The sequence below is a fragment of the Bacillus cereus group sp. BfR-BA-01349 genome (assembly GCF_022663795.1).
Taxonomy (GTDB): domain Bacteria; phylum Bacillota; class Bacilli; order Bacillales; family Bacillaceae_G; genus Bacillus_A; species Bacillus_A cereus.
In genome coordinates this window covers 32,968-48,290 of record NZ_JAKUGE010000007.1, presented here as the reverse complement: position 1 = coordinate 48,290, position 15,323 = coordinate 32,968, and the positions used below count along the sequence as shown (strand labels likewise).

The following is a 15,323-nucleotide window of genomic DNA, read 5'->3' as shown; positions in this document are numbered from 1 at the left end:
CAATTTATACTATGATAAAGATATTAACAGAAGATCGTATAAACATGAGGGATGATGAACATGAAATTTACAAAGATTCTTGTCCAAATTGCTGCTCTTTACGTGTTTTATATGGTTGGAACTTGGGTGCAAGAAATGCTAAATATTCCGATTCCAGGAAGTTTGATTGGAATGTTCCTCTTACTTGTTTTACTTAGCCTAAAAGTTCTTCCAGTGAAATGGTTCGATTTAGGAGCAGAAACACTCGTTGCTATTATGCCGTTTTTATTAATTCCGCCAACGCTTGGCCTAATGAATTACGGTGCTTTTTTTATGAGTAAAGGAATTTCTCTTTTCATTACAGTTGTAGCGAGTACATTTTTAATTATTATTGTCGCAGGACATACAGGACAATATCTTGCAAATAGGAAGGAAAGAGAGTCGCGATGAGCCAAATATTAATCGGAATCGGTTGGGTTCTTTTTACGGTGCTATTATATCAATTATCTAAAAAAATCTATAAATTATTTCCAACACCATTCACCATTCCAATGCTTGTAGCAACTGGATTAATGGCTTTCCTATTTATCGTGCTTGATATACCATATCAACATTATATGGAAAGTGGTGGTGGCTGGATTGCAAAGCTACTTGGACCCGGTGTTGTAGCATTTGCAATTCCTCTTTATAAACAACGTCATGTTCTGCAAAAATATGTTGTACCGATTGCTGGCGGGGTATTAGTAGGTACAACAGTTGCAATCGCTAGTGATTTTGCGATTGCTTCACTTATGGGAACGGATAAAAGCTTAATCTTATCGTCATTACCAAAATCGGTGACAATGCCAGTTGCGATGAGTGTTTCTGAACAAGTCGGTGGTGTACCTTCCTTAACAGCAGCTTTCGTTGTTATCGCAGGTATTACTGGAACGATTACAGGACCCCTTTTATTAAAATGGAGCCGTGTTACAAACTCAGTTGGTAAAGGTATCGGATTTGGAGGTGCTTCTCATATTATGGGCGTGATGAGAGCGATGAAAAATAACGAGCATGAAGGTGTTATTGGATCGGTAACAATGACATTAACAGCAATTTTGACATGTTTACTTGGACCGTTATTTGCGATGATGTTTATGTAATAGAAGAAAAGCGAGAGCGCCTCTATAGCTCTCGCTTTTCTATAGAATTTATGCTACAGTTACAATAACTGAATCTTTGTAGGAGGTACGCCAAGTGCATACGTTATTATCAGTTTTACTTATTATTGTATCGATTTTAATGATTGTTATGGTACTTATGCAATCTAGTAATAGCTCAGGCCTTTCAGGTGCAATTTCAGGCGGTGCGGAGCAATTATTTGGTAAGCAAAAGGCACGTGGAATTGAAGCGGTATTAAACCGTATTACAATTGTTTTAGCTGTATTGTTCTTTGTATTAACAATTGGTGTTACGTACTTCAATTTATAGAATTGAAAGAAGAAGCGTTAGTGAATGGTACTAATGGTTCTTCTTTTTTTGTTTTGCTATTTGAAAGATGTTTCTAATTAGATTATAGAAATACAAATATGGTACACTAGATATAGAAAGAATACGACTAGATTACAGAAGAGAAAGAGGAGAAATACATGATGAAATTAGCATCTCCGAAACCATTTACATTTGAGGGTGGAGACCGCGCTGTTTTATTACTACATGGATTCACAGGGAACTCAGCTGATGTACGTATGTTAGGGCGTTTCTTAGAAAAGAAAGGCTATACTTGTCATGCGCCAATTTATAAAGGGCACGGTGTACCACCAGAAGAGCTTGTTCATACAGGGCCTACAGATTGGTGGCAAGATGTAACGGAGGCATATCAGCTTTTAAAAGATAAAGGTTTTGAGAAAATTGCTGTTGTTGGATTGTCACTTGGCGGCGTATTTTCTTTAAAATTAGGTTATACAGTACCGGTTTTAGGTGTAGTACCAATGTGTGCACCGATGTATATTAAGAGCGAAGAAACGATGTACCAAGGTATATTGGCATATGCCCGCGAATATAAAAAACGTGAGCAAAAATCACCTGAACAAATTGAACAAGAAATGTTGGAATTCCAAAAGACACCGATGAATACATTAAAAGCATTACAACAATTAATTGCTGACGTACGTAACAATGTGGATATGATTTATGCGCCAACATTTGTTGTACAAGCACGTCATGACGAAATGATTAATACAGATAGTGCTAACATTATTTATAACGGTGTAGAATCTACGTTAAAAGACATTAAATGGTATGAAGACTCTACGCATGTCATTACACTTGATAAACAACGTGACGAGCTACATGAGGATGTATATAACTTCTTGGAGCAACTAGATTGGTAAGATCTAGTTGCCTCTTTTTTTCATAAGGAATTTTTTGTTAAAACTGTAAAAATCATAAGGGGAGTATTGAAGTTTCACTTTATACATCCCCTATCTTTCGGATACACTAAATAATATAAGGTTTTAAAGGAGGTATTTTTGCTTGGAAGAAATCATACAAGAACATATTGATAAGTTGTTATTATTTATGAGAGAAGAAGCGTATAAACCGCTAACGATACAAGAGTTAGAAGAGGCATTTGGAATTGAAGGTTCTGAGGGTTTTAAAGATTTTGTAAAGGCACTTGTAACGATGGAAGAGAAGGGACTTGTTATTCGTACACGTAGCAACCGTTACGGTCTTCCTGAAAAGATGAATTTAATACGCGGTAAATTAATTGGACATGCACGTGGTTTTGCATTCGTTGTACCAGACGAGAAGAAAACAGGAGACGATGATCTTTTCATCCCACCTACAGAATTAAACGGTGCACTTCATGGCGATACAGTATTAGCACGCCTTAGTTCTCAATCGAGCGGTTCGCGTCAAGAAGGTTCAATTGTACGCATTTTAGAACGTGGCACGAAAGAGCTAGTTGGTACATATACAGAATCGAAAAACTTTGGATTTGTTATACCTGACAATAAGCGCTGGACGAGTGATATCTTTATCTTGAAAAGCGCATCAATGGGTGCTGTAGAAGGTCATAAAGTAGTTGTGAAAATTACGAGCTATCCAGAGAATCGTTTAAGCGCAGAAGGTGAAGTTATTCAAATTCTAGGTCATAAAAATGATCCAGGAGTAGATATTTTATCTGTCATTCATAAACATCATTTACCTTTAGCATTCCCTGAGGAAGTGATGGAGCATGCAAACAGTGTACCAGAAACGATTTCAGAAGAAGATTTAAAAGATCGCCGCGACCTGCGTGATCAAATGATCGTAACGATTGATGGTGCAGATGCGAAAGACTTAGATGATGCTGTTACAGTAACGAAGCTTGAAAATGGTAACTACAAGCTAGGCGTTCACATTGCGGATGTAAGTCATTACGTTCAAGAAGGCTCTCCAATTGATGTTGAAGCAGCGGAAAGAGCGACAAGTGTGTATCTTGTTGACCGTGTAATCCCGATGATTCCGCATCGTCTATCTAACGGTATTTGTTCATTAAATCCGAAAGTAGACCGTCTGACATTATCTTGTGAAATGGAAATCAACAACTTAGGTGATGTTGTTAAACACGAGATTTTCCAAAGTGTGATTAAAACGACAGAGCGTATGACGTATGCTGACGTAAGAAGCATTTTAGAAGATGAGGACGAAGAGTTAATTAAGCGTTATGAGCCGCTCGTACCGATGTTTAAAGAGATGGGTCAATTGGCACAAATTTTACGTGAAAAACGTATGCGCCGTGGTGCAATTGACTTTGACTTTAAAGAAGCGAAAGTATTAGTAGATGAAGAAGGAAAACCGACAGACGTTGTCATGCGCGATCGTTCTGTATCAGAGAAGTTAATTGAAGAATTTATGCTTGTTGCGAATGAAACAGTAGCAGAGCACTTCCACTGGATGAACGTACCGTTTATGTACCGTGTCCATGAAGATCCGAAAGAAGATAAGCTTGAGCGTTTCTTCGAGTTTGTAACGAACTTCGGATATGCGGTAAAAGGACGTGCGAATGAAGTGCACCCTCGTGCGCTGCAACAAATTCTTGAAATGGTTCAAGGACAGCCAGAAGAAGTAGTTATTTCAACAGTTATGCTTCGTTCTATGAAGCAAGCTCGTTACGATGCGGATAGTTTAGGACATTTCGGTTTATCAACTGAGTTCTACACACACTTCACATCACCAATTCGTCGTTACCCAGATACAATCGTTCATAGATTAATTCGTGAATACATTATTAATGGTAAAGTCGACAACGAAACGCAAGCAAAATGGCGTGAAAAATTACCTGAGATTGCAGAGCACTCTTCTAATATGGAACGCCGTGCTGTTGAAGCAGAGCGTGAAACAGATGAGATGAAAAAAGCAGAGTATATGGTTGATAAGATCGGTGAAGAGTATGACGGTATGATTAGCTCTGTAACAAACTTCGGTTTATTCGTAGAGCTTCCAAATACAATTGAAGGTCTTGTACACGTTAGTTATTTAACGGATGATTACTACCGTTATGACGAGCAGCATTTCGCTGTGATCGGAGAACGTACAGGAAACGTATTCCGCATCGGTGATGAAATTACAATTCGCGTTATTAACGTAAACAAAGACGAGCGTGCAATCGACTTTGAAATCGTTGGCATGAAAGGCACACCTCGCCGTAAGTTCAAAGATCGTCCAGTCGTTATCGAGCAGCCAAGAACAGGCAGAAAGAAACGCGGTGGACGTAGCGAGCGCAGTAATGAGCGCGGCGGTGAACGTGGCACAGGTAGAAAATTTGACCGTGGTGGTAAAGGAAAAGGAAGAGGATCTGCATCCGCATCCGCTTCTGCTAGCCAGCCAGGAAAAAAAGATGGTAACGGTAAGAAGAAAAAAGCATTCTTCGAAAACGTACCAGGATTCAAGAAGAAAAAGAAAAAGCGTAAGTAAGAAAAGAGTGGCTTCGCTTTGATGAAAAGCGGGGCCTTTTCTTTTTTTATTGGTGGCTTGAGAACGAGCCACTTTCGCTTTTTAATGGAATCTAGCTACAGTGGCTAGAATGTTCGGCGGCTTCGCTTCTTCCCGAGAGGCAAAGAGCGCCTCAAGGTCAGAAGCTCCATCCACCTCACATTCTGAGCGAGCCACTTTCGCTTTTTATTAACATTTGTTACAATAGTAAAAATAGAGGAGGGACGTTATATGCCAAAGGGTACAGGTAAGGTTATTGCACAAAATAAAAAAGCATTTCATGATTATTTCATCGAAGAAACATACGAAGCAGGGCTTGTCCTTCAAGGAACGGAAATTAAGTCGATTCGCGCTGGACGCGTAAACTTGAAAGATGCGTTTGCACGTGTACATAATGGTGAAGTATGGGTTCATAATATGCACATTAATACGTACGAACAAGGGAATCGTTTCAACCATGATCCACTTCGTACGAGAAAATTACTTCTGCATAAAAAAGAAATTGATAAACTAGCGGGCGCTGCGAAAGAAACAGGTTACGCATTAGTTCCACTTAGAATTTATTTGAAAAATGGATTTGCAAAAATGGCACTTGGTTTAGCAAAAGGTAAGAAACAATACGATAAACGTCACGATTTAAAAGAGAAAGAAGCTAAACGTGAAATTGCACGCGCGTTCCGTGATCGCCAAAAGATGTAATACAGATATTTACATTTGTAAAATGGAGCTCGTATGTTATAATAACTTATGTAAGGTTGTTGCACATTGAAAAACAGCTCTTAGTAGCTATCACGATATTTTCTTCGTATGCTCCATTTTTATCATGGGGACGTTACGGATTCGACAGGGATAGTTCGAGCTTAGGTTGCGAGTCGAGGGGATCGGCCTCGTTAAAACGTCAAAGCCTATAATTGGCAAACAAAACAATCTTTCTTTAGCTGCTTAATTGCACTAAAGGTTCCTCCCTCCATCGTCCATGTGGTAGGGTAAGGGACTCAAACTAAGTGGACTACGCCGGAGTTCGCCGTCTGAGGACAAAGGAAGAGAACAACCAGACTAGCAACTTGGAAGCCTGTCGATAGGCCGAAGAGTTCGCGAAATGCTAATATATCGACTACACTCGTAGAAGCTTAAGTGCCGATATTTTTGGACGTGGGTTCGACTCCCACCGTCTCCACCAATACATATTTGGTGGTTTTTTATTTTGTATGATATGAACCATAATTTTGCCAGGTTGGCGAGGTTATGGTTCTTTTTGTTTATGGAAAAGTTATAGTTCTAAAAATAGAATGTATCTAATTCTTTGGTTCTTTCACTTACATCCTCAATGTATCTTGTGTGTTATCCCTTAATGATCACAATTTTATCCCGTCAAAGCCTGAGTGGTGAGGACTGATAATTAGTGGGGATGAACATCCCTGTTTGATTAATTAATACTTCACTTTATTTGGATCTTCATATGTTTTGTGTTTTTATCCATACCTATTGTAAGATTATATAGAGTTCTCCTAATAAACTGTTTTAATGGATTATTTAGGGGGGGGAATTTGTAAATCATAAATTGTTTTTTCGGAATAATTTTTTATATAAATAAGTTATATTGAAGTAGAGGTGAACCATCGGTGAAGCAGGTGTTGGTGATTAAAAATGAACGGTCTTCAGCAAAGAAAATCGTAAGCGGTCTAACGCAAGAAGGCTATTTCATTTTAAAACTTCACAATGAAAACGAAGGTTTAAATATAATATATGAACAAGATTGGGATATTATCATATTGGATTGGGATTCATTAAGTATATCAGGACCAGAAATTTGCAGACAAATACGACTTGTTAAAACGACACCGATTATTATTGTGACTGACAATATTTCTAGTAAGGATTGCGTTGCAGGGTTACAAGCAGGAGCAGATGATTATATAAGAAAACCATTTGCGAAAGAAGAATTAGTAGCAAGGGTTCAAGCAATTTTAAGGAGAAGTGATTGTAACCAGCAAAAGGAGATAAACTTTTTTCAGTTTAAAGATCTCTTTGTTGATGCATCAAGCAATATTGTGAAAAAAGGTGGCGAAAATCTCTCACTTACTAAGCGTGAGTACGATTTACTTGTATTTTTAATCAAAAACAAAAACACGATATTGAGCCGTGAAATGCTTTTGAATCAAGTTTGGGGATATAACGTAGTAGTAAATCCAAATGTAGTAGATTTATATATTGGGTATGTAAGAAAAAAGTTAAAGTGCGAGAAGAAAGACAGATATATTCAAACGATACACGGCAGAGGCTATTCAATGATTGAATGATAAAATAAGGTAATAGAAAACGAGTAAAACTATTTCATTCAGTTTTACTCGTTTTCTATTAAATCTAATAATCAAATAGTTTCTTAGAAGTATTAAAAGACGTAAAAAATGGATTATGAAAATATTAGCTATTAATGGGCGTGTTTTGTAGAGGAAATCATGGTTAATCAATACGCCCGACTTCACATATTACTTTCTATGCCTGATTTTATGAATTCGCACCATTCACAAGATTTTCACAGAATTAATGACTATACTAATTAACAGGATGTTCAAATGAAAATGGTTATCAATAGCGATTCAATTGAATAAAAGTTACTTTCTAATTCAATCTATGGATGTCATCATTTTCGAAATAAATCACACTATAAGGAGTATACATATGAAAAAATCTATGCTTTTAAAATTAGTGAGTATTCTAGCAATTTTCACTTTAATGTTAGTGGCTTGCTCAGATTCAAGTAAAGAAACTTCGAAGGCTAATAATAAAGATAATGGTAGTGATAAGCCAAAAACGGTTGAAATCACTGATGCTCATGGAACTGTTAAAGTACCTGTAAACCCAAAGAATGTAGTTGCTTTGGATAACAGAACTTTTGAAACTTTATCTGATTGGGGAATTAAACTAGCGGCTGCTCCAAAAGATATCATGCCTGCAGATTCAGCATATAAAAAGGATGATTCAGTTCAAAATATTGGAAATCACCGTGAACCAAATCTTGAAATTATTGCAGCGGCAAACCCTGACCTTGTAATCGTTGGTCAAAGATTTGCTGATCATTACGAAGAAATTAAAAAATTAGTGCCAAATGCAGCTGTTATTGATCTTAATTTTGATGTTTCTGAGAAGGCTAATAAGCCTGGAGAAAACTTAGTAAAAGGACTTAAAGATTCTACAACTACTTTAGGTAAAATCTTTGCTAAAGATAAAGAAGCTAAACAATTAATAGCTGATTTCGATAAATCTATTGAAAAAGCAAAATCTGCTTATAACGGAAAAGATAAAGTTATGAGTGTTATCGTTACTGGTGGAAATATCGGCTTTGCAGCTCCACACTCTGGTCGCGTTTGGGGACCTATGTATGACATTTTCGGTTGGACTCCAGCATTAGAAGTTTCGAATTCTACTGCAGGTCATAAAGGTGATGACGTTTCTGTTGAAGCTATTGCACAAACAAATCCTGATTGGCTTTTCGTATTAGATCGTGATGCTGCAACATCTGATGCAGCTAAGTCAGCTCCAGCTAAGGATGTTATTTCTAAATCACCAGCTCTTCAAAACACAACTGCTGTTTCTAAAAAACAAGTTGTTTATGCACCAGAAGATACTTACACAAATGAATCAATTCAAACTTATATAGAGTTATTTGGAGATCTTGCAAAAACTTTAGCTAAGTAGTGTAAAGGGGTACGAAGCAGTGTCAAAAAATATGATTTCTAGGGTTGAGAATATTTCTCAACCCCAGTTTTATAATCAAAATAAAATATGGACAAAACCTTTTATAATAGCAGTTATAGTTGTTATAATTTTAGGGATTATATCACTGTTTACTGGAGTTTATGATATACGTGGACAAGAGGACGGAATGGAGATGTTTTTCATCACTCGTGTTCCGAGAACGGTTGCATTAATGCTTACTGGAGCTGCGATGGCAATGGCAGGGCTCGTCATGCAACTTATTACACAGAATCGTTTTGTTGAACCTACTACAACGGGGACGATTGAATGGTCAGGCTTAGGCCTGCTTTTTGTGTATTTACTATTTCCTGCCCCGACTTTAGTTCAAAGAATGACTGGTGCAATCATTTTTTCTTTTATAGGAACTATGATTTTCTTTTTATTTTTAAGAAGAGTTAAGCTTCGTTCGTCTTTAATTGTTCCGATTATTGGATTGATGCTTGGAGCAGTTATTTCTGCAGTGTCTACTTTTTTAGGACTCCTTTTTCAAAAGACACAAAGTATTGAAACTTGGTTTGTCGGTTCATTTGCTAACGTTCAGGTCGGAAGATATGAATATTTATGGCTGATTGTTATCATTACTTTTCTTATTTTTATGTATGCTAACAGATTGACTTTAGCTGGACTAGGAGAAGATGTCGCAACGAGCCTTGGAGTTAATTACAATAGAATTGTTCTTTTTGGGACTGCTCTTATCTCGGTTGCAGTTGGAATTGTTGCAGCTGTTATTGGACACTTGCCTTTCTTAGGATTAATTGTGCCAAATATCGTTTCAATGTTTAGAGGTGATGACCTTAGGAGTAATTTACCTTGGGTTTGTGTGATCGGAATGGGGGCAATAACTGCCTGTGACATCATTTCTCGAACAATTATACAGCCTTTTGAAGTACCTGTTTCTTTAATACTTGCAACAGTGGGAGCAGTCGTGTTTATTACTATTTTATTGAGAAAAAGAAAACCAAGGAGGCTACGATGATCACATTAGAATATAGAAAAAAAGAAAATGTCGAAATCGATTCTAGCCTTCATAATGAAAGTAGATCAGCTAGTGCTTTTCGGTCTAAGAAGGAAGCAAGACGTTATTGGATTTTACTGATAACATTGATTGCTTTAGGTCTTCTTTCTTCATATGGACTTTTAGTTTATAACAATCCAGTTCCGATAGATTCACCTTCTTTTATCCCAGTTGTTAAGAGAAGGATAGTAGCTATTGTTGCAATGATTATCGCTGCAGTTTGCCATAGCTTGTCGACAGTTGCTTTCCAATCTATTACGAATAATAAGATTATTACTCCGTCACTTTTAGGTTTCGAATCACTTTATTCAGCAATTCAAACGAGTACAATATTCTTCTTTGGTGCTAGTGCATTAATAAATTTTAATGGAATTGGCTCATTTTTATTCCAAGTTGTTGTTATGGTCTTCATGAGTTTGATACTTTATGGATGGTTACTTTCCGGTAAATACGGGAATTTACAACTTATGCTTTTAGTTGGAATTATTATTGGTACCGGGTTAAATTCTGTGTCAACTTTCATGAGAAAACTACTTGCGCCTTCAGAATTTGATATTTTACAAGCAAGATTATTTGGTTCTGTTAATCATGCAGATCCTGCATATTTTCCTATTGTAATTCCGATGATCATAATTGTAGCAGTATTAATTTTTGCTCATTCTAAGAATTTGAACGTTTTGTCACTAGGAAAGGATGTTGCTACTTCTTTTGGGGTTAAATATCAACCTAGTGTAATTTATACGCTTGTATTAGTTGCTATTTTGATGTCCATTTCAACCGCTCTAATTGGGCCACTTACTTTCTACGGCTTTTTAGTAGCAACTTTGAGTTATCAGGCAGCGGCAACTTATGATCATAGATATATTTTTCCGATGGCTTTTGCTATAGGATTTTTAATAATGACGAGCGCATACTTTTTAATGTATCATGTATTCCATGCTCAAGGTGTAGTTTCAGTTATTATTGAATTATTTGGTGGAATTATATTCTTAACTATAGTTTTAAGGAAGAGGGCTTTATGATAAAAATTGATAATGTTAAAAAGTTCTATACTGATAAGGTAAAAATAGGACCTTTGGATATTGAAATACCAAAAGCAGGCTTTACTTCTTTAATTGGACCAAATGGCGCTGGAAAGTCCACGACACTTTTGATGATTGGCAGACTTTTAGATATGGATGAAGGCCAAATTCAGGTAGCAAATATGGATGTTTCTGAATCCAAATCAAAAGACTTAGCAAAAGTTTTGACTATATTGCGACAAGAAAATCATTTTGTAACTAGGCTTACAGTTAGACAATTAGTTGGATTTGGGCGCTTTCCTTATTCAAAGGGAAGATTGACTAAAGAAGATGAGGTTATCATTTCTAAATATATCGATTTCTTAGATTTAACTAGTTTAGAGAATAGATATTTAGATGAGCTTTCTGGTGGTCAAAGACAAAGGGCATATGTAGCGATGGTATTGTGCCAAGAGACGGAATATGTACTTTTGGATGAACCTTTAAACAATCTTGATGTTGCTCGTTCTGTTCAAATGATGGAGCATTTAAGACGTGCAGCTAATGAATTTGGACGAACAATTTTGACTGTTATGCATGACATAAATTTTGCAGCTAAATACTCGGATAAAATTTGTGCTATGAAAGATGGACAAATTGCTGCTTTCGGAATAGTAGAAGAAGTTATGGACCCAACACTTTTGACAGATATTTTTGAAACAAAAATAGAAATTATTAATGGTCCTTATGGGCCAATCGCAGTTTATTAGTTATAAAATGTAAAAAATACCGTAGCCAAGCTACTCTAGTTGAAGTTGCTGTCTATATTTTATAGGCAGCAGCTTTTTTATGTGACTACTCATAAAATGCAAAAGAATGCTTCACCTTTTCAAGTATGTACCAAACGAAAAAAATATCTCTGTATAACTTTTTAAAAGAATTCAGCTTGTTTTTTGTATATGTAATATTGCATATCAGAGTGTATTGATAAAAGTGTAAGGGGTCACTATAATGAGGGCATAAAGATAAATCAAAATTTCGTAGCAATAAAAAGAAAGCATTTATGTAAATTTATTAGTTAGCTATCATTTATCAATCATTATCATATTTTACTAAAAAAAGAACGGGTGATTTTTCTGAATATTAAGAAAAACACTAAAAGAAGAAAGTTCCTTACATGTTTATTAGTTAGTCTATGCACTATTAATTATTCATCTATTTCCTTCGCAGAAACACAAGCAAGTAATGTAACTGATGTAACCAAAAATGCTAGTGGCATTAATACTGGTATAGCAAATCTTAAATATAATAATCAAGAGGTTTTAGCTGTAAATGGTGATAAAGTAGAAAGTTTTGTTCCGAAAGAAAGTATCAATTCAAATGGTAAATTTGTAGTAGTGGAACGCGAGAAAAAATCACTTACAACGTCACCAGTCGATATTTCAATTATTGATTCTGTAGTGAATCGCACGTATCCAGGAGCTGTACAACTTGCAAATAAAGCTTTTGCAGACAATCAACCGAGTTTATTAGTGGCTAAGAGAAAACCTTTGAATATTAGTATAGACTTACCGGGCATGAGAAAAGAAAATACAATCACTGTCCAAAATCCGACATATGGTAATGTAGCTGGAGCAGTAGACGATTTAGTATCTACTTGGAATGAAAAGTATTCTACAACACATACGTTACCTGCAAGAATGCAGTATACGGAATCTATGGTTTATAGTAAATCACAAATCGCAAGTGCTCTTAATGTTAACGCTAAATATCTTGATAACAGTCTAAACATTGATTTTAATGCGGTTGCAAATGGAGAGAAAAAAGTGATGGTAGCGGCGTATAAGCAAATATTTTATACGGTAAGTGCTGAACTACCTAACAATCCATCCGACCTTTTTGATAATAGCGTTACTTTTGACGAGTTAACTCGAAAAGGCGTAAGTAATTCGGCTCCACCTGTTATGGTTTCAAATGTAGCTTATGGTAGAACGATTTATGTAAAATTAGAAACAACATCTAAGAGCAAAGATGTACAAGCTGCTTTTAAAGCCTTACTTAAGAATAACAGCGTTGAAACAAGTGGACAGTATAAAGATATTTTTGAAGAAAGTACCTTTACTGCTGTAGTATTAGGCGGAGATGCGAAAGAGCATAACAAGGTTGTTACTAAAGATTTCAATGAAATCCGAAATATCATTAAAGATAATGCTGAATTAAGTCTTAAAAATCCAGCATACCCAATTTCATATACAAGCACTTTCTTAAAAGATAATGCAACTGCTGCTGTTCATAACAATACAGATTATATTGAGACGACAACTACAGAATATTCAAGTGCTAAAATGACACTTGATCATTACGGTGCTTACGTTGCTCAATTTGATGTATCTTGGGATGAATTCACATTTGACCAAAAGGGTAACGAAGTATTAACACATAAAACGTGGGATGGTAGCGGAAAAGACAAAACGGCTCATTACTCTACAGTTATCCCTCTTCCACCGAACTCAAAAAATATAAAAATTGTAGCAAGAGAATGTACAGGTCTTGCATGGGAATGGTGGAGAACAATTATTAATGAACAAAACGTTCCATTAACAAATGAAATAAAAGTTTCAATTGGAGGAACAACATTATACCCAACAGCTAGTATTAGTCATTAAGTATAAAACAAGCGCCCTATAAGTAGGGCGCTTTTTACTCTTTCCAAAATTGTTCTAATAGAATGACAAGCATGGTACCCACAAGTAAGCCATTACTTAAAACATATTGTAAGGAAGAAGGAATTCCGCTAAATGCACTTTCTGGAAGAAACAATATTCCTAAACTGATTAATAATGAAATTCCTAATATAGTTAATCGGCGTTGATTTACTGCTTCACGTAAAATGGATTGAAATGAAATGCCTATTACTTGGACAAATGTTGCTAAAAGTGCAGCATTAGCAATAGGTCCTGGTAGCAAGGATATAAAGTTTACAATTGAGGGAATAAAAGAAATTCCTGCTAATATAAGACTTGCTATAAGGAACGACTTCACTTTTCTTTGTCCTGTTAGTTGGATAAATCCTGCTGATGCAGGTAATGGTACAATTCCAATTATAGAGAACAACGACGAGATAATATGTGATATACCTCCGACCCATACACCACGGTTCAGTGTTTGCTTTTCATTTTCTTTAGATAATGGAGCCACTTGTTTTACAGCCGAAATAGCAGCGATTGTATTTGCAACTAAAAGAAATGTAAATAAAGTTGCAGTTAGAGTCATTCCAATATCGAATCTAGGTGTGCCCCAAGCAAATATCTCTGGTAACTTAACTAGCGTTGTGTGCGAAGGGATATGAGATGATTTTCCTAATACTGCATACAAAAGCCAACCGCATGAAATTCCAAGTAATACAGCGTAACTTTTCATCCACCCTTTCCCTTTAATTGATAAGAAAGTAATAAGGGCAAAAATAAAGAGAGCAATAGTAGCTGTTGTATAGTCAGGATGAGTTGCAGATCCTTGTAATCCTATCATTCCTTTTAGTAACACACCACTAAGCTGAAGTGCTAAGATTAAAAGAAAAGTTCCTGTAACTAAAGGGGTAAATAAACGTAAGATTCGATGAATAAGTCCTGTTATACCAAGAATGAAGAGTAATATACCTGCAATAATTAACCCGCCTTCTAAAAGTTGCAACACGTCTTTTGCACTTTGTCCCTGATGCATAGCGATTTGTCCCTGATGCATAGCGATTTGTCCCAATATGACAAATATACTTACCCATGAACCGGCTGGCCCGTCCGCAATGGGGTAACGATGCCCAAACCACGCTTGTAGAAACGAACTTACTCCCACGACTAAAAAAGTCCGCTGCATTAATGTTGAGACATCCTCTATTGGTAAATGGAATATGCCACCAATAATTATAGGTAATGCAATTGCATTTGCTAATAGAAACACAAACCATTGTAGAATATTAAAGCTCGTATCAAAGCATTTTTTATTCATATTATTCTCCTTTGCCGAAAAAGAATCTCATATTAAAAATCCATCCTTTCTACATAGTTAGATTAAAAAGGATGGATTTTGTAAATCTATAAAATCAATTTAATTGCATAGATAGATTTTTAATTAATTACCATGCACGGAATGGTAAGAATTTACCGTTAAGTGTAATCACAATACGAGGATCGCCACCTTTTGGATCTTCTTGTGTATCCACACCCAAGTTGAAGTTAATTGCACTCATTACACCTTCGCCGGCTTTTTCTAAGATTAATTCTCTAATAGTTGGTGCATATTGTAACATCATTTCATATAAACGATATGCAATCGGGTCCGTAGGAGGCATTTCCATTACTTGGCCGCGAAGTGGAACTACTGTTAATGCTTGAACTACTTCTTCATCTAATTCTAATAGTTTACCAATTTTTTCTGCTTCTGGACGTGTCATTGTAGCTTGTCCTAATAACGCTGTTACAACCCAAGTCTCAGAGTTTTCACTTACTTTTGCAATTTCTTCCCAAGTTAACCCTTTTTTAATTTTTGCCGCTAAAATTTTTTGCGTAGCTTCTTGTCTATTCATATCTAATACTTGTTTTTTCATATCTCATAACTTC

At 36.1% G+C, this 15,323-nt stretch carries 14 protein-coding genes and 1 other RNA gene; 13 read left to right on the top strand and 2 right to left on the bottom strand.

Translation table 11 applies throughout. The annotated features are described in order from the left end of the window. Positions 1-60: 60 nt before the first annotated feature. The 13 genes from MR169_RS06100 (at position 61) to alo (ending at position 13,376) form a co-directional block, all read left to right on the top strand. A complete protein-coding gene (locus MR169_RS06100) occupies positions 61-429 on the top strand; it encodes a CidA/LrgA family holin-like protein (RefSeq protein ID WP_000673222.1) in 369 nt (122 codons plus the stop codon). After that, a complete protein-coding gene (locus tag MR169_RS06095; RefSeq protein ID WP_242319119.1) occupies positions 426-1,118 on the top strand; it encodes an LrgB family protein in 693 nt (230 codons plus the stop codon). Before MR169_RS06100 ends, MR169_RS06095 begins: the two co-directional genes overlap by 4 nt. A gap of 94 nt (positions 1,119-1,212) precedes the next feature. Continuing rightward, positions 1,213-1,446: a preprotein translocase subunit SecG gene (gene secG, locus MR169_RS06090; protein ID WP_000557264.1), complete on the top strand. Its 234-nt coding sequence runs from the start codon at positions 1,213-1,215 to the stop codon at positions 1,444-1,446. A gap of 161 nt (positions 1,447-1,607) precedes the next feature. Continuing rightward, positions 1,608-2,348, top strand: a complete 741-nt coding sequence (gene estA, locus MR169_RS06085; protein ID WP_000761986.1) for a carboxylesterase — start codon at positions 1,608-1,610, stop codon at positions 2,346-2,348. A gap of 142 nt (positions 2,349-2,490) precedes the next feature. Beyond that, the gene (gene rnr / locus MR169_RS06080; protein WP_242319118.1) at positions 2,491-4,917 is read left to right on the top strand and encodes a ribonuclease R; all 2,427 of its coding nucleotides are present in this window, start codon (positions 2,491-2,493) and stop codon (positions 4,915-4,917) included. Between the two features lie 249 nt (positions 4,918-5,166). Continuing rightward, on the top strand, positions 5,167-5,634 hold the full coding sequence (gene smpB / locus MR169_RS06075) for an SsrA-binding protein (RefSeq protein ID WP_001123919.1): 468 nt from the start codon (positions 5,167-5,169) through the stop codon (positions 5,632-5,634). Between the two features lie 126 nt (positions 5,635-5,760). Then, positions 5,761-6,115, top strand: a transfer-messenger RNA (tmRNA) gene (gene ssrA, locus MR169_RS06070). Positions 6,116-6,557: 442 nt separating this feature from the next. Then, positions 6,558-7,235: a response regulator transcription factor gene (locus MR169_RS06065; protein WP_000815815.1), complete on the top strand. Its 678-nt coding sequence runs from the start codon at positions 6,558-6,560 to the stop codon at positions 7,233-7,235. A gap of 382 nt (positions 7,236-7,617) precedes the next feature. Beyond that, positions 7,618-8,634 carry a siderophore ABC transporter substrate-binding protein gene (locus tag MR169_RS06060; RefSeq protein WP_137074676.1) on the top strand — a complete coding sequence of 339 codons (1,017 nt, stop codon included), beginning with the start codon at positions 7,618-7,620 and terminating at the stop codon, positions 8,632-8,634. Positions 8,635-8,653: 19 nt separating this feature from the next. After that, a complete protein-coding gene (locus MR169_RS06055; protein WP_098283680.1) occupies positions 8,654-9,670 on the top strand; it encodes an ABC transporter permease in 1,017 nt (338 codons plus the stop codon). Then, positions 9,667-10,731, top strand: a complete 1,065-nt coding sequence (locus MR169_RS06050) for an iron chelate uptake ABC transporter family permease subunit (RefSeq protein WP_000631241.1) — start codon at positions 9,667-9,669, stop codon at positions 10,729-10,731. Before MR169_RS06055 ends, MR169_RS06050 begins: the two co-directional genes overlap by 4 nt. Continuing rightward, positions 10,728-11,480: an iron ABC transporter ATP-binding protein gene (locus tag MR169_RS06045; RefSeq protein WP_242319117.1), complete on the top strand. Its 753-nt coding sequence runs from the start codon at positions 10,728-10,730 to the stop codon at positions 11,478-11,480. The genes MR169_RS06050 and MR169_RS06045 overlap by 4 nt, the downstream gene beginning before the upstream one ends. Before the next feature lie 357 nt (positions 11,481-11,837). Further along, entirely contained in the window at positions 11,838-13,376 is a 1,539-nt protein-coding gene (gene alo / locus MR169_RS06040; protein WP_000576745.1) for an anthrolysin O/cereolysin O family cholesterol-dependent cytolysin Alo, read from the top strand. Between the two features lie 34 nt (positions 13,377-13,410). Here the strand turns inward: alo and MR169_RS06035 are convergent, their stop codons facing one another. Next, positions 13,411-14,712: a purine/pyrimidine permease gene (locus MR169_RS06035; RefSeq protein WP_242319116.1), complete on the bottom strand. Its 1,302-nt coding sequence runs from the start codon at positions 14,710-14,712 to the stop codon at positions 13,411-13,413. A gap of 127 nt (positions 14,713-14,839) precedes the next feature. Continuing rightward, positions 14,840-15,289 carry a cyanase gene (gene cynS / locus MR169_RS06030; protein ID WP_098390431.1) on the bottom strand — a complete coding sequence of 150 codons (450 nt, stop codon included), beginning with the start codon at positions 15,287-15,289 and terminating at the stop codon, positions 14,840-14,842. Between the last annotated feature and the right edge of the window lie 34 nt (positions 15,290-15,323).